Annotated in this window: 13 protein-coding genes and 1 CRISPR repeat array (1 of these 14 only partly in view); of the genes, 7 read left to right on the top strand and 6 right to left on the bottom strand. The window is 52.6% G+C overall.

The window, feature by feature from the left end; translation table 11 throughout:
- A CRISPR array of direct repeats spans positions 1–858; the repeat unit is 29 nt; unit sequence GTGTTCCCCGCGCCTGCGGGGCTGAACCG (it extends 3,278 nt beyond the left edge of the window).
- Between the two features lie 22 nt (positions 859–880).
- The 6 genes from D5085_15905 to D5085_15880 all read right to left on the bottom strand — a co-directional run bounded on the left by D5085_15905 (position 881) and on the right by D5085_15880 (position 6,332).
- Positions 881–2,692, bottom strand: coding sequence for a hypothetical protein (locus D5085_15905; GenBank protein QEP44485.1), 1,812 nt, complete (start codon positions 2,690–2,692; stop codon positions 881–883).
- Positions 2,693–2,784: 92 nt separating this feature from the next.
- A complete protein-coding gene (locus D5085_15900) occupies positions 2,785–3,018 on the bottom strand; it encodes a hypothetical protein (GenBank protein QEP44484.1) in 234 nt (77 codons plus the stop codon).
- A 50-nt stretch (positions 3,019–3,068) separates the two neighbouring features.
- Complete coding sequence (locus D5085_15895) at positions 3,069–3,776, bottom strand: response regulator (protein QEP44483.1); 708 nt, start codon at positions 3,774–3,776, stop codon at positions 3,069–3,071.
- A 165-nt stretch (positions 3,777–3,941) separates the two neighbouring features.
- Positions 3,942–5,633: an IS66 family transposase gene (locus tag D5085_15890; GenBank protein ID QEP44482.1), complete on the bottom strand. Its 1,692-nt coding sequence runs from the start codon at positions 5,631–5,633 to the stop codon at positions 3,942–3,944.
- A 4-nt stretch (positions 5,634–5,637) separates the two neighbouring features.
- The gene (locus tag D5085_15885; protein QEP44481.1) at positions 5,638–5,949 is read right to left on the bottom strand and encodes a transposase; all 312 of its coding nucleotides are present in this window, start codon (positions 5,947–5,949) and stop codon (positions 5,638–5,640) included.
- Complete coding sequence (locus D5085_15880; protein ID QEP44480.1) at positions 5,946–6,332, bottom strand: hypothetical protein; 387 nt, start codon at positions 6,330–6,332, stop codon at positions 5,946–5,948. The genes D5085_15885 and D5085_15880 overlap by 4 nt, the downstream gene beginning before the upstream one ends.
- A gap of 712 nt (positions 6,333–7,044) precedes the next feature.
- Between D5085_15880 and D5085_15875 the strand changes: the two genes are divergently transcribed.
- The 7 genes from D5085_15875 to D5085_15845 all read left to right on the top strand — a co-directional run bounded on the left by D5085_15875 (position 7,045) and on the right by D5085_15845 (position 16,206).
- Positions 7,045–7,191, top strand: coding sequence for a hypothetical protein (locus D5085_15875; protein ID QEP44479.1), 147 nt, complete (start codon positions 7,045–7,047; stop codon positions 7,189–7,191).
- A 56-nt stretch (positions 7,192–7,247) separates the two neighbouring features.
- Complete coding sequence (locus tag D5085_15870) at positions 7,248–7,877, top strand: IS607 family transposase (GenBank protein QEP44478.1); 630 nt, start codon at positions 7,248–7,250, stop codon at positions 7,875–7,877.
- The gene (locus tag D5085_15865) at positions 7,874–9,274 is read left to right on the top strand and encodes a transposase (protein QEP44477.1); all 1,401 of its coding nucleotides are present in this window, start codon (positions 7,874–7,876) and stop codon (positions 9,272–9,274) included. The genes D5085_15870 and D5085_15865 overlap by 4 nt, the downstream gene beginning before the upstream one ends.
- Positions 9,275–9,375: 101 nt before the next feature.
- Positions 9,376–11,121: a hypothetical protein gene (locus D5085_15860; protein ID QEP44476.1), complete on the top strand. Its 1,746-nt coding sequence runs from the start codon at positions 9,376–9,378 to the stop codon at positions 11,119–11,121.
- Positions 11,121–12,863: a hypothetical protein gene (locus tag D5085_15855; GenBank protein QEP44475.1), complete on the top strand. Its 1,743-nt coding sequence runs from the start codon at positions 11,121–11,123 to the stop codon at positions 12,861–12,863. The genes D5085_15860 and D5085_15855 overlap by 1 nt, the downstream gene beginning before the upstream one ends.
- The gene (locus tag D5085_15850) at positions 12,863–14,605 is read left to right on the top strand and encodes a hypothetical protein (GenBank protein QEP44474.1); all 1,743 of its coding nucleotides are present in this window, start codon (positions 12,863–12,865) and stop codon (positions 14,603–14,605) included. Before D5085_15855 ends, D5085_15850 begins: the two co-directional genes overlap by 1 nt.
- On the top strand, positions 14,605–16,206 hold the full coding sequence (locus D5085_15845) for a hypothetical protein (protein QEP44473.1): 1,602 nt from the start codon (positions 14,605–14,607) through the stop codon (positions 16,204–16,206). Before D5085_15850 ends, D5085_15845 begins: the two co-directional genes overlap by 1 nt.
- Positions 16,207–16,259: the final 53 nt, after the last annotated feature.

The raw sequence follows: 16,259 nt of genomic DNA, 5'->3' as shown, positions 1-16,259 counted from the left end.
TACTGCTGGAACTTTCTGTGTTCCCCGCGCCTGCGGGGCTGAACCGACCGGCTGGAGATGACGCTGGTCGCGTGGGGCGTGTTCCCCGCGCCTGCGGGGCTGAACCGTCAGAAGGCAACTACATAACGGCGATGCTGGAGTGTTCCCCGCGCCTGCGGGGCTGAACCGACCTATCATACAACAACAACGCACTATCACTAGTGTTCCCCGCGCCTGCGGGGCTGAACCGCTGCCAATGCTAACTGGCTGGGCTGGGTTTGCGTGTTCCCCGCGCCTGCGGGGCTGAACCGCTAACCCTGTGGCGCCGCGATGATGGCAGCGAGTGTTCCCCGCGCCTGCGGGGCTGAACCGGTTTTTTGCAGGAGGCGTTAGGAGATCGGCAGGTGTTCCCCGCGCCTGCGGGGCTGAACCGATGTAAAGTTGCACGACCTGCGCCGCACTTGCGTGTTCCCCGCGCCTGCGGGGCTGAACCGCCATACATGGCGCGTGTTAGCTGTGATGGAGCGTGTTCCCCGCGCCTGCGGGGCTGAACCGGGGTGGCTTCAGGATCAGGCACTAATAGTTGTTGCAGTGTTCCCCGCGCCTGCGGGGCTGAACCGTCTAATACTACCATCGTGGATGGTGATCTCTTGTGTTCCCCGCGCCTGCGGGGCTGAACCGTTCAGCGTGTTGCTGTCAGTATGACGATAAGGTTATTGATCCTGAATGTCTTCCCCACGCCCGTGGGGGTGTTTCTAACCCTTATCGACTGTCTATCAGGGAGAGAGGGTCTTCCCCACGCCCGTGGGGGTGTTGATACAGCGATAAATGGTACACCACTAACTTCAGGGTCTTCCCCACGCCCGTGGGGGTGTTTCTCATATCGCTACCAGCAGCAATGTTAGTGCGGGTTAATGGAGTTGGCCTCCCAAGCGGTAATGAGCTCTGAGTCAGGTAGCGGCAGGGTCAAGCGAAAACAGGCACCATCATGCCGGTTATAGACGGTGAGTTTGGCATTAAAACCCTCTTTAGCCAGTTTGCGGGCGACATAGAGCCCTAAGCCGGAGCCCCCCTCATGAGGATGATCGCTGTAGCCGCGTTTAAATATCTTCTCTATCGGCTTTACTGCAATACCGCCGCCATTATCGCACAGTGTAATGGTGGCGTAGTGTCCGGTTTGATCGAGTTCTAGTTTGATCTCAATTTGTGGCTGCTCAGTCCGGCGTTGGCTGAACACATGGCGCGTATTAGCCAAAATAGAGAGCAGGATATGGGCAAACTCAATCGGATTACCGTAGAGGACTAGTTTATCATTCAGCGCCTGATAATGAATTTCAATACGGCGTAGCGTCATGCTCGATTCAAGCAGAAGTAGCGTCTGCTCAATCAGCTCATGGGCTAAAAAGGGAATATCCTGATTTTTATGGTGCAGTAGGGCACGAAAGGTATCGACCGTTTTCGCCATAAACTCGATCACCTGATGGCTATGGATCGTCGCTGCGGCGATAGTCTGCTGTAGCTGGCTATCTTTTATGGCATCGTTAGCCTGTTCGATTAGCATTAGCTGCACTGCTAGCTCATGTAGTGGCTGCTTCCACTGGTGCGAAATATGCTCAACTGATTCACCGATATTGGCCTGATACGATTTAAGCTGTAGTAGCCGGTCGAGATAGTGGTTACGGCGAATCATATAGAGCGTGATGAGTGTAATAAGCGTGGTAATGCCGAGTAACAACGCGATCACTGTCACGATTTTCCCTTCATTTGTCGTGCGACTAATATAGAGAAAGGATGGGTCAGGAGTATAGTCACGCGGCAGCATACCGAGCGAGGTGTAGGTGTTAGCAATATGCTGCCATCGTCCCGGTAACATATAGCCGATTTCTATCAGCTCTGGGTGCATTAGTTGCTGCATCTTCTCTGCTTCATAGAGCAGCTGTGGGCGCGATTTGGTGCTGCCGTAGTGGGCGATTATGATATCGGCCAGCTCTTCGGGGTGCTGCATGGCGTAGCGCCAGCCGCGTAGCGAGGCCTCTAAAAAGCGGCGGGTGCGTTGCGGCTGTGTCTCAATCTCTTTAGCTAAGGTAAATAGGTTATCGCCATAAAAGTCGATCCCAGCTGATTGTGGCGTAAACAGATTATAGTCAAACGCCTCCTGCTGTAGCAGATAGGGCTCATCGGTGATATAGGCCGACATAGCGGCCACTTCGCCGCGTATCAGCGAGTAGGGGGTGTGGCTGTGGGGCAGTAGCTCCAGACTCTGCAGCGGTATCCGTTGCTGGATCAGATAGGCTAGTATCTCATCCGCCATCGGCTCCAGCATAAACTTTTTACCGGCCAGATCATGACTATTCCGTAGCTGGCTGTTTTTAGCAGCGATAATAGCGTAGGGTGAGTGCTGCATAATCACTGCCAGCACTACCACTGGCACACCCTGATGGTGCGCTAAGACCAGATTATTGCTACCGACGCCAAATTGGGCTCGTCCCGCTTTGACTTCATCTAGTGGATCAGTGTCGGGGCGGGCGGGGCGCAGCTCGACATTGAGCCCTGCCTGATGATAGTAGCCTAACTGCTCTGCGGCGTAGTAGCCGGCAAACTGAAACTGATGCTGCCACTTTAGCTGTAATACTATTTTGTCAGTAGCATTAGCGTTAGCGGAGACAATCAGACAGAGTAACCGCCATAGGATAGAGAAGGAGCGACCGATCACCTGTCGTCGCTACTCTTCTGATCAAGCAGCGGCTCTATGTACCAGCCGTTACCGGGGGCGTTTTTAATAATGTCGTAGCTCAGTTTCTGTTCCTAAAAACCTAAGCAAAGTTGCTCATGGCGGTTTTTGGTAATTCGCTCTCCGTTGATAACACCCTTGCGGGCGAGCAACTGGAGTCCTGGTTGAGCAGTCCCAACCGGATGGCCGGTCAACACCGGCAACATGGGCAGTTTCAGCCATCGAAACCCAGCTTGCGCCATAAAAATTGCCTCGACGTTCATCCTGAACAGAGAACAACCTTGCGATTCGACTTCGACTCTAACCATGGCACGCAAAACTTTCGCGCTTGTAGATAACCTATCTACGGTGGAAAATTCTAATGACAAATAAATAAAAAATCAAGAACTGTTTTTTGCTCCCGTAGCTGTAGCAGCAGATTTTTGAGTGCCGAAGGGCTGAGGTGATCCTCATGCCAAATATGGGTAATCATCTCCTTACGACTCACCGCACGGGGTGAGCGTCGCAGTAGCAGCTCCAGTAGCTGGCGCTGCTTGGTGCCTAAAGCGATACTTTTGCCATCGACCTCTAGTTGCTGCAACATCGGATCATAGCTACAGTGGTGATGGAGCGGAATCAGCGGGGAGAGTGGTTGTAGCCGGTTCAGCAGTTTAACCAGTGCCTGATTCAGCTTATCAAAGTTAAGGGGTTTCAGAATATAGCCATCAAGCTGCAAGTTGGCCGCGTGCAGCAGGTAGTCATTACGGCTAAAGGCGGTTAAGACAATAACCGGTAGCTGCGGCTCTATTTGGCGCAACTGCCCGATTAAAGCCAGACCGTTACCATCTTGTAGTTCAATATCGGTCATCACCAGATCAAAGTGCTGCTGCCGAAACAGCGTCAGGGCAACCTGTTGGCCAATGGCAAAGGTAACCGAAGCAAATAGCGGTCGTAATAGCTGTTGAATACCTTTAGCGCTATTGAGCTGATCCTCTACTAGCAGCAGATGGAGCTGCTTTAACTGGTGTTGCTGATGAAATTCAAGTGGTATGAGGGGGATATCCTTAATTATCTGACCGTTAATCATTCATATATCACTAAATTTTATCTTTTATTTCGCTTGCTGCGATACTAGATGGTTATAGTGACAGCCCTTTGGCTCAATGGGAATGGTGGTAACCTTACGCCACCATAGCGTGACAGCCCCGGGGCCGGCCTGATAGACTTAAACAGAGGGAGGGAGTAGGCTCGGTTAAGCCGCAGCTTTTAGAGGAGCTGACAACGATGCCAGCGTCTGCTGATAGTTCCAGGGGAACCACAACTCTGGATGACGATTAACCTGATGGGCATAACGCTGCAACGCCACCAGGTAATCAAACGGATTGACCCCGGCCAAATAGCAAGTGGCGACCAGAGAGAGAATGACATCGGCAACACCGGCTCCGCCGAGCGTTCTGAAGAAGAGGCTGTTACGCCGTCCCCGAATCACCAGCTTGAGCATACGTTCCATAATGTTATTATCGATTTGCGCCCCCTCAATGCGGCAAAAGGCAGTCAGCTTGTCGTAATGGTTGAGCAGATAGCGGATTGCTTTGCCCAGCGAACTGTTTTCCTCGACATCGCCACTCTCAATCTGCGTCTCGCCCCACTGTTTGAGCTGCGCCATCAGCGGCAGCGAGTGCTGCTGATGGTAAGCCAGCCGCTCTGCCGGGGTATACTTCTGCTTCTTGCAGTGCGTATCGTGGTGCCAGACCTGGCCATAGAGCTCTAACACCCACGGGACTTTATCCGGATGCAGCTCTGCCACATCCACAAACCCCCGCCTACAGTGGCTGTTGCAGAATGTATCGTGTCGCTGTGTTTCATCCAGCACCGTAGGCAGATTGCGACTGAGCGCATCGCACATGATAGTGGGTTTGGCTAACCCGGGATGGCGCAGACGCAGAATCTCATCGATCAACTCTCCGGCATGGCCAATATCGGTCTGGTAGAGCACGATTTGTTGGCCACTCTCCAGTGTCGCGATTAAGCCGGAAGTGAAAGTACCGCTGCGGGGTTTAAGTTGACCGCTCCGTCTGTCAGGCTTCAGAATCGTGCCCTGATTCAAAATCCGGTTGGGTGTATCATCCAGATTGAAGTGGGGCGCATCAGCAGCCAGTTGTTTGAGTGCCTTAAATACCACGAAGCCATCATTGGCGACAGACTCGGTCTGGTCATAGAGTGACGACGCAGTCAGTGGCACCCCTAATATCTGCTGCAGCGTCTGCTGCCGGTGAAGCGGCAGACCGGCAAAGTGGCGGTGAAGCGCGATAATAGCCCGGGCGCTGTAGCCATAGAGCTGATTCATGCCGCCATCTTGCTGAAAATCGTCTGTAGGGGTCGCGGTAAAGTAGGCGCCACAGCTATTGCAGCGCAGCCGCTCGAAAATATGTTCGACCGCACTTAAAGGGGGCTCGCCCTGAATCCGTACCCGTATCACCGGCTGATAGATGTAGAGCCGGCCATGACCGCATTCTGGGCAGAGCTGTCCCGCCTTCAGCTCATCATGGTTGTGATGGCACTGCAACCGAATCACCCGCTCTGCTTTTTGAGTCGATGGCTTTTTCTTCGGCTTGCCTGATGCGGTTGACTCGCTGTTACCGTCGGGTTTTGAAGTAGCTGCATCGCTCTTTTGGGTGCCATCCGAGTCGTTTGACGCATCGCCATCAGGAATAACCGCAGAGTGTTTCTCTGAGCTGCTGATTATCCCAGCCAGTTTACGCAATTTGTGTATCGTGACATCTTTCAGAGACAATGAGATCTGTAGCTCTGTGACCATTAACAAAACCCCCAACAGTAGCTGCATATCGGCTTTAGAGAGGGCCAAATCTTCTGCAATGGCTCTCTCAACACGCTCAATCAGCTCCTCAATCTCGGTTTTACTCAATGTTTTAAACTCTGTCATGGCACTATTTTACCAAATTTGAGAGGAGTTGGCGTAGTTGTTGTGCCTTAATCGCACTTATCGGCTCTGCCGGGCGAGGCCAACCCCGGTATTTGCCTTTGGAGAGGCGTTTGGTCATCAGCCAGTAGCCATTGTTCTCATAGACCAGCAGGCGAATCATCGTTTTAGAGCGGTTAATAAAGGCAAACACGGTGCCCGAGCGCGGCTGTTGGCCGAGTTGGTGTTGGCACAGCGCGACAAAGCCGTCGATGCCACGGCGAAAATCAGCCGGTGCTGTCGCTATCATCACCGGAGTCTGTTCTGTGAGGTAGATCATGAGTTAGCTCCCATCTGACTGAGCAGGGGAAGCAGTTGCCGCCATTGTTCCGGTGATAACTCGCCCTCCACACTCAATGGCCGGCCGGTAGTGGTTTCGGTCGTCCACTTGAGAGCCAAAAGAGGTTCGCTAGTCGGCTCTGACGGCTCAAGCGCGATGAATCCCGGGATGGTGTCGTTCTCCTCCCGGCTCTTCTTCCAGCTACTGAGTTGACGGTAATTGATGCGCAGCGCTTTGAGTATGTGGCTCACCGGGTAGTGGCCTATTAACGCTACGGCTTGTTGTTGCAGCGCCTCGGGAATTCGGCTTCGCGCGCTCTTTTCTGGGTTCTCCCGCCAATCTTTAAAGGCCTGTGATACGGCTGCTAGGGTGGGGTTCGGCATCTCTGTTCTCCTCTGTGGTTCATCAGGGGAGTAGTGAAACAAATTTTTCGGGGCTTTTTACGCTATGGTGGCGTAAGGTTACGAATGGTGTAGTGTTTAGATGGCGAACTTTTTCTATGCTATGGGACCGGGATGAGACTCAAAAAGGGGCTGTTTCAAGCTAGTCTGCAGTCGTGGCTGCTGTTTGCAACAGTGACTATGGCAGAGCAGCCGGTGGTAGCCGCGCTGTTAGTGAGCGTTTGAGCGGTTATGGTGAGGCGGGGGGGCGGGCGCAGCTGCGTCCGGTGACCCATACCCTGTTTTCGCTGCGTCTGGTGGATGACTCTGAGCTGGAGGTGGTGATGGTGATCCCCACATACTACCCGGCACCCCGTTTACGCTACAGCTCGATGAGGGTGAGATGGTGTTAGCCGCCTGTATTAGCTGGGTGATTGGCGAAATTGATCCGGTTAGCCAGACCGTTACCGTAATAGGGGAGCTCTCTGAGGCACCAGAGGGGTTGCTGCCGGGGATGAGCGGTACGCTGTAGCCTACCGGTAGCGCCATAGTCTCTCGTGGCCGATTCTGTTACAGCACTCAAATAGGTGGCCGATCTGCTGCTACTGCAGCAGCGGCTGCGTGAGGCAGCCTCACTTAAAGCGTTATGCTTTAGCGAGCGAATGGCCAGGCTACTTTACCGCTACAGCGCCGTGCCGATAGTGTACGGCGTTATCTGATTGACAATTTTGGTCTGAAGGGTGCACTGTTAACCGCAATCGGTTATGGTGCAAGTCGGCCGATGACTAGTAACGATTTTGAAGAGGGGCGGGCGCGTAACCGGCGGGTTGTGGTTAAATTGCAAAAGGTAGTTGAAAATTAGGGAGAGCAATTAACAGTTGCTTGATTTATACTCGAATATGTCTATAATTATGTGTTATGAGCAGTAGATACAGCATAGGTGAGTTTGCTAAGCGCATTGGGCGGTCAGTGCAAACCGTGCGGCGTTGGGAAAGAGAGGGGAAGTTGCAGTCCAAGCGCCTGCCATCGGGGCATCGGTATTTCGATGAGTCCGATGTTCGCCTGATGCTGGGCGGGGCGCCTAAGAGGCGAGATGTGGTGGTGTATTGCCGAGTCTCCAGTGCGGGACAAAAAGACGATCTTGCCTCCCAGGTCAAAGCGATGGAAACCTACTGTCTGGGCGCAGGGATTGCGGTCGATGAGTGGGTGCAAGAAATCGGCGGCGGGATGAACTTCAAGCGCAAGCGCTTTCTCGCTCTGGTCGATCGGATTCATCGTGGGGAAGTGCGCCTACTGCTGATTGCCCACAAGGATCGGTTGATGCGCTTTGGCTTCGATTTGTTGGCGCATATCGCAGCAGAAAATGGCTGTGAGATAGTCGTTGTGAACCAGGAGTCTCTCTCCCCTGAGCAAGAGATGGTTGAGGATTTACTGGCGATTGTGCATACCTTCAGTTTCCGACTGTATGGGATGCGCAAGTACAAGCAGCAGATCAAGGAGGATTTTCCCGATAGTCCCATTCAGTTACCAAAGGATGTGTGCGAATGAAGGTCACGCGAGTTTTGAACGCAAAACGCCCGAACAAGGGCAAAGTCGCCGCATTGCGCGAGCAGGCGCGTCGGCTTGGCCAAGTGCGTACCGAGGTCTGGCAGAGGTTTGGGTCGGTCGGTGGCGTGGGTCTCTCGGATCGCAAGATTCGCGATGGCTGGCTGAAGGAAGGTCGCGCCTTTCCGGTTTCCGCCAACGCTTGGAAAGAGACCCTACGCGATGCGAAGGGCAACATCACCGCCTGCATGGAAGCGGCCAAGGTTAAGGTTCGCCAATCTGTCTTTCGTCACACCCGGGACGAAGCCGAGCAAAAACGCCTGTTCACTGCCCTCAAGCGCAACGAATGGACGGGCGATTCTTATCTGCGCCGGCTCATGCGTAAGCACTGGCATCATGGCCATAACCATACCCATAACCAGATTATTGTCCGTTCAGATAATTACACTACCTTCCTCCTGGGTGGGTGCGTCTGGATCAAGATCCCCGGCCTTGTTAAAGGTCAGCGTATCGCCATTTTGCTCAATACCACGATCACGCCAACTGGCACTCTGCGCGTCATTATCAAAGACGATGACCGTATTGAGGTTCACACCACCGTTAATGTCGAAACCAAACAGGATTGCGGCAAGCGCACCATCGGCATTGATAAAGGCTACTCCGAAGTGCTTGTGGATTCAGACGGCGATCACCACGGCCAGGAGCTCGGTCAAGTACTGACCGAACAATCCGATAAGCTAAAAGCCAAATATCAGCGCCGATCAAAACTGCGAGCGCTCGCCAACACGACCCGTAACCCGCATAAACGCGAGCACATTCGTCGCTTTAACCTTGGGCGCAAAAAGCTAAACCGGCAGATGGACAAAACCCATGCAAGCATCCGTGATGTGGTGTTTCAGTCGGTTCATAAGGTTGTTGATAAAGCCGCCGTGATTGCGGCGGAAGACCTCACCGCCCCGATGTCGGGCAAGTCCTTCGGCAAGAATGTCAATCGTCGGCTGGCAAGCTGGACGAAAGGCGTCATTGCCGAAGCACTTGATAGTGTTTCAAGCCGCAGAGGTTCTGCGGTCGTTCTGGTCAATCCTGCCTACACATCGCAAATTGATTCCCGCAACGGATGCCTACTCGGCAAACGCCAGGGGGATCGGTTTTACTGTTTCGACGGGGTTGTGTTGCAGGCAGACCAGAACGCTGCGCGAAACGTGCTGGCACGGTTGTTCGATCTTGACATCGATCGGTTCATGCCGTACCGACAGGTGAAGACGATCTTGCAAGCGCGGACTGAGCGCCTCCGGTTGGGACTGCTCAACCAGGACTCCAGTTGCTCGCCCGTACGGGTGTTATCAACGGAGAGCGAATTACCGAAAAACTGCCATGAGCAACTTTGCTTAGGTTTTTAGGAACAGCAGCGAACAATGCTATACCAAACCATCCATTCCCAATTGATATATAACCCTTTGATGCACTTAACCCTGCAACAACAAGTGCAATTCCGTCCGCTATGACTACAAACACCCGATCACTGCGCATCCCTTACGGCGTTGCCGACTACATCAAAGTTCGTAAAGGCAACAAATACTATCAGGATAAAACCGACTATCTGCCGCTAATAGAGCAGGCAGGGCGCTTTCTGTTCCTGATTCGCCCGCGCAGGTTTGGTAAAAGCCTGCTGCAATCAGTGATGGAGTGCTACTACGACATCAACCGCCGAGACCAGTTTGATGAGCTGTTTAGCGGCACCTGGATTCATGCTAACCCCACCGATGAAAAGCACCAATATATGGTGCTGCGGTTTGACTTCTCCCAGGTGAGTGGCGCCAATCTTGCTGCACTGGAACAATCGTTTGCCGATCACATCCGCATTACCCTGCAACACTTCTTGGGTTACTACCAACAACAGCTTCCCCCAACCTTGCAAGCAGTGATCCTTGCCGAACGGGAACCCCACAAACAGATCGAGCAGTTAAACCGACAACTACAGCAGCACAACCACGCTCTCTACCTCTTCATCGACGAATACGACAACTTTGCCAACACCCTGCTGGCCACCGAAGGGCGTGATGCCTATCAACAACTTACTCACGGTCGCGGCTTTCTGCGTGACTTCTTTGCTGAACTGAAAGGGGCGACCGGCGCGACCGGCGGTGCGCTCTCAAGGCTATTTATTACCGGCGTCTCGCCGGTAACGCTCGACGATGTCACCAGCGGCTTTAACATTGGCCTGAATATCTCACTCGACCCGAGCCTTAACGGCCTGCTCGGTTTTAACGAAGCGGAACTGAACGAACTGTTTGCCGCCTTCGGACAAAACTATGCCGAACATAAACCGCTGATGCAGCAGTGGTACAACCACTACCGTTTTCACAAACAGGCGACAGAGACCATCACCAACTCCGACATGGCGCTCTACTACCTACAGGCACTCTATCGCAACCAGCAACCACCGGATGAACTCATCGACACCAATATCCGCATCGACTACGGCAAACTGCGCCACTTAATCCAGCTCGACCGTAAGCTCAACGGCAGCTTTGAGCAGTTGAACCAAATTATCAATCAGGGCGGCATCACCAGTGCGATTAAAACCAGCTTTCCGGCAGAGCTGCTCGCCAACCCCGATAACTTTGTCTCACTGCTCTACTACTTCGGCCTGTTGACCCACAGCACCGAGACCGATCGTGGCAACCCGGTATTGACGATTCCTAACCAGACGGTCAGACAGCTGATGTATGGCTATCTTCGTGAAGCGATAGATGATGTCGGCCTGTTTCGCCCTGATCTGTTTAAGCTCGGTGAAAAACTACGCGATTTCGCCTGGGATGGCGAGTGGCAAGCCTTCTTTGACCACCTTAGTGAACAGCTTAAAGCCCATGCGGGGATGCGCGACTACCTTAACGGCGAAAAGATGGTGCAGGGATTTCTGCTGGCCTATCTTAACCTCAATCCGTGGTTCTATGCCCTGAGTGAACAGGAGCTCGGTGGCGGCTTTGTCGATCTCTACCTGACGCCGTTTTATGCCAAATACCCCGAGATGAAACACGCCTGGCTGATTGAACTCAAATATCTTAGTAAAAGCGATGATACGCCTAAAAAACGCACCGAACTGATAGCCGATGCCAAAGAACAACTCCAAAAATACCGCCACGACCAGCGGGTATTAGAGCGGGCAGGACATGCCGAAATCCACAGCCTGATTCTGCTCTGGGTTGGGTGGGAGTTGGTATTTAGCGAGGAGGAGATAAATTGATGACTTTAGAAAAACAACTGCGCATCCCTTACGGGGTAGCCGACTACATCAAACTACGGCAAAAAAGCGAATACTATCAGGATAAAACCCACTACCTGCCGCTAATAGAGCAGGCGGGTGACTTTCTGTTTCTGATTCGCCCGCGCAGGTTTGGTAAAAGCCTGCTGCAATCGGTGATGGAGTGTTACTACGACATCAACCGCCGAGACCAGTTTGATGAACTGTTTAGCGGCACCTGGATTCATGCTAACCCTACCGATGAAAAGCACCAATATATGGTGCTGCGGTTTGACTTCTCCCAGGTGAGTGGCGCCAATCTTGCTGCACTGGAACAATCGTTTGCCGATCACATCCGCATTACCCTGCAACACTTCTTGGGTTACTACCAACAACAGCTTCCCCCAACCTTGCAAGCAGTGATCCTTGCCGAACGGGAACCCCACAAACAGATCGAGCAGTTAAACCGACAACTACAGCAGCACAACCACGCTCTCTACCTCTTCATCGACGAATACGACAACTTTGCCAACACCCTGCTGGCCACCGAAGGGCGTGATGCCTATCAACAACTTACTCACGGTCGCGGCTTTCTGCGTGACTTCTTTGCTGAACTGAAAGGGGCGACCGGCGCGACCGGCGGTGCGCTCTCAAGGCTATTTATTACCGGCGTCTCGCCGGTAACGCTCGACGATGTCACCAGCGGCTTTAACATTGGCCTGAATATCTCGCTCGACCCGAGCCTTAACGGCCTGCTCGGTTTTAACGAAGCGGAACTGAACGAACTGTTTGCCGCCTTCGGACAAAACTATGCCGAACATAAACCGCTGATGCAGCAGTGGTACAACCACTACCGTTTTAGTGAAGAGGTGAAAGAGACTATCACCAACAGCGATATGGCGCTCTATTACCTGCAAGCCCTCTACCGCAATGGCACCCCTCCGAAAGAGCTCATCGACACCAATATCCGCATCGACTACGGCAAACTGCGCCACTTAATCCAGCTCGACCGTAAGCTCAACGGCAGCTTTGAGCAGTTGAACCAAATTATCAATCAGGGCGGCATCACCAGTGCGATTAAAACCAGCTTTCCGGCAGAGCTGCTCGCCAACCCCGATAACTTTGTCTCACTGCTCTACTACTTCGGCCTGTTGACCCACAGCACCGAGACCGATCGTGGCAACCCGGTATTGACGATTCCTAACCAGACGGTCAGACAGCTGATGTATGGCTATCTTCGTGAAGCGATAGATGATGTCGGCCTGTTTCGCCCTGATCTGTTTAAGCTCGGTGAAAAACTACGCGATTTCGCCTGGGATGGCGAGTGGCAAGCCTTCTTTGACCACCTTAGTGAACAGCTTAAAGCCCATGCGGGGATGCGCGACTACCTTAACGGCGAAAAGATGGTGCAGGGATTTCTGCTGGCCTATCTTAACCTCAATCCGTGGTTCTATGCCCTGAGTGAACAGGAGCTCGGTGGCGGCTTTGTCGATCTCTACCTGACGCCGTTTTATGCCAAATACCCCGAGATGAAACACGCCTGGCTGATTGAACTCAAATATCTTAGTAAAAGCGATGATACGCCTAAAAAACGCACCGAACTGATAGCCGATGCCAAAGAACAACTCCAAAAATACCGCCACGACCAGCGGGTATTAGAGCGGGCAGGACATGCCGAAATCCACAGCCTGATTCTGCTCTGGGTTGGGTGGGAGTTGGTATTTAGCGAGGAGGAGATAAATTGATGACTTTAGAAAAACAACTGCGCATCCCTTACGGGGTAGCCGACTACATCAAACTACGGCAAAAAAGCGAATACTATCAGGATAAAACCCACTACCTGCCGCTAATAGAGCAGGCGGGTGACTTTCTGTTTCTGATTCGCCCGCGCAGGTTTGGTAAAAGCCTGCTGCAATCGGTGATGGAGTGTTACTACGACATCAACCGCCGAGACCAGTTTGATGAACTGTTTAGCGGCACCTGGATTCATGCTAACCCTACCGATGAAAAGCACCAATATATGGTGCTGCGGTTTGACTTCTCTCAGGTGAGTGGGTCGCATCTGGAGGCGCTACAGCAGTCGTTTTCTGACCATATCCGCTTAGCGACGGATGAGTTCTGTTACAGTTATGAGCAACTGCTAGACCCCATTTTTATCAATGGCCTACGCCAAGAACAGCAACCTGATAACAAACTGAGTTTTATTAATCGCCATCTAAAGCGGTTAGGCTATGCCCTCTACCTCTTCATCGACGAATACGACAACTTTGCTAACACCCTGCTGGCCACCGAAGGGCGTGACGCCTATCAACAACTTACTCACGGTCGCGGCTTTCTGCGTGACTTCTTTGCTGAACTGAAAGGGGCGACCGGCGCGACCGGTGGGGCGCTCTCAAGGCTATTTATTACCGGCGTCTCGCCGGTAACGCTCGACGATGTCACCAGCGGCTTTAACATTGGCCTGAATATCTCACTCGACCCGAGCCTTAACGGTCTGCTCGGTTTTAACGAAGCGGAACTGACCGAACTGTTTGCCGCCTTCGGACAAAACTATGCCGAACATAAACCGCTGATGCAGCAGTGGTACAACCACTACCGTTTTCACAAACAGGCGACAGAGACCATCACCAACTCCGACATGGCGCTCTACTACCTACAGGCACTCTATCGCAACCAGCAACCACCGGATGAACTCATCGACACCAATATCCGCATCGACTACGGCAAACTGCGCCACTTAATCCAGCTCGACCGTAAGCTCAACGGCAGCTTTGAGCAGTTGAACCAAATTATCAATCAGGGCGGCATCACCAGTGCGATTAAAACCAGCTTTCCGGCAGAGCTGCTCGCCAACCCCGATAACTTTGTCTCACTGCTCTACTACTTCGGCCTGTTGACCCACAGCACCGAGACCGATCGTGGCAACCCGGTATTGACGATTCCTAACCAGACGGTCAGACAGCTAATGTATGGCTATCTTCGTGAAGCGATAGATGATGTCGGCCTGTTTCGCCCTGATCTGTTTAAGCTCGGTGAAAAACTACGCGATTTCGCCTGGGATGGCGAGTGGCAAGCCTTCTTTGACCACCTTAGTGAACAGCTTAAAGCCCATGCGGGGATGCGCGACTACCTTAACGGCGAAAAGATGGTGCAGGGATTTCTGCTGGCCTATCTTAACCTCAATCCGTGGTTCTATGCCCTGAGTGAACAGGAGCTCGGTGGCGGCTTTGTCGATCTCTACCTGACGCCGTTTTATGCCAAATACCCCGAGATGAAACACGCCTGGCTGATTGAACTCAAATATCTTAGTAAAAGCGATGATACGCCTAAAAAACGCACCGAACTGATAGCCGATGCCAAAGAGCAACTCCAAAAATACCGCCACGACCAGCGGGTATTAGAGCGGGCAGGACACGCTGAAATCCACAGCCTGATTCTGCTCTGGGTTGGGTGGGAGTTGGTATTTAGCGAGGAGGAGATAAATTGATGATTTTAGAAAAACAACTGCGCATCCCTTACGGGGTAGCCGACTACATCAAAGTTCGTAAAGGCAACGAATACTATCAGGATAAAACCCACTATCTGCCGCTAATAGAGCAGGCAGGGCGCTTTCTGTTCCTGATTCGCCCGCGCAGGTTTGGTAAAAGCCTGCTGCAATCGGTGATGGAGTGCTACTACGACATCAACCGCCGAGACCAGTTTGATGAACTGTTTAGCGGCACCTGGATTCATGCTAACCCTACCGATGAAAAGCACCAATATATGGTGCTGCGGTTTGACTTCTCTCAGGTGAGTGGGTCGCATCTGGAGGCGCTACAGCAGTCGTTTTCTGACCATATCCGCTTAGCGACGGATGAGTTCTGTTACAGTTATGAGCAACGGCTAGACCCCATTTTTATCAATGGCCTACGCCAAGAACAGCAACCTGATAACAAACTGAGTTTTATTAATCGCCATCTAAAGCGGTTAGGCTATGCCCTCTACCTCTTCATCGACGAATACGACAACTTCGCCAACACCCTGCTGACCACCGAAGGGCGTGACGCTTATCAACAACTGACTCACGGTCGCGGCTTTCTGCGTGACTTCTTTGCTGAACTGAAAGGGGCGACCGGTGCGACCGGCGGTGCGCTCTCAAGGCTGTTTATTACCGGCGTCTCGCCGGTAACGCTCGACGATGTCACCAGCGGCTTTAACATTGGCCTCAATATCTCACTCGACCCGAGCCTTAACGGTCTGCTCGGCTTTAATGAAGCGGAACTGAACGAACTGTTTGCCGCCTTCGGACAAAATTATGCCGAACATAAACCGCTGATGCAGCAGTGGTACAACCACTACCGTTTTAGTGAAGAGGTGAAAGAGACTATCACCAACAGCGATATGGCGCTCTATTACCTGCAAGCCCTCTACCGCAATGGCACCCCTCCGAAAGAGCTGATCGACACCAATATTCGCACCGACTACGGCAAACTGCGCCACTTAATCCAGCTCGACCGTAAACTCAACGGCAGCTTTGAACAGTTGAACCAAATTATCAATCAGGGCGGCATCACCAGTGCGATTAAAACCAGCTTTCCGGCTGAACTGCTCGCCAACCCCGATAACTTTGTCTCACTGCTCTACTACTTCGGCCTGTTGACCCACAGCACCGAACAGTGCGAAGGACGACCTCATCTGGTGGTGCCTAACCAGACGGTAAAACAGCTGATGTATAGCTACATCCGCGATGCCATCGACGATGTCGGCCTATTCCGTCCCGACCTGTTTAAGCTCGGTGAAAAGCTCCACGCTTTTGCCTGGCGAGCGGAGTGGCAAGCCTTCTTTGACCACCTTAGTGAACAGCTTAAAGCCCATGTGGGGATGCGCGACTACCTTAACGGCGAAAAGATGGTGCAGGGATTTCTGCTGGCCTATCTTAACCTCAACCCGTGGTTCTATGCCCTGAGTGAACAGGAGCTCGGTGGCGGCTTTGTCGACCTCTATCTGACGCCGTTTTATGCCAAATACCCCGAGATGAAACACGCCTGGCTGATTGAACTCAAATATCTCAGTAAAAGCGATGATACGCCAAAAAACGCACCGAACTGATAGCCGATGCCAAAGAACAACTCCAAAAATACCGCCACGACCAGCGGGTATTA

It is taken from the genome of Ectothiorhodospiraceae bacterium BW-2 (genome assembly GCA_008375315.1).
Lineage (GTDB): Bacteria > Pseudomonadota > Gammaproteobacteria > Thiohalomonadales > Thiohalomonadaceae > BW-2.
This window is presented reverse-complemented; position numbering and strand designations above follow the sequence as displayed.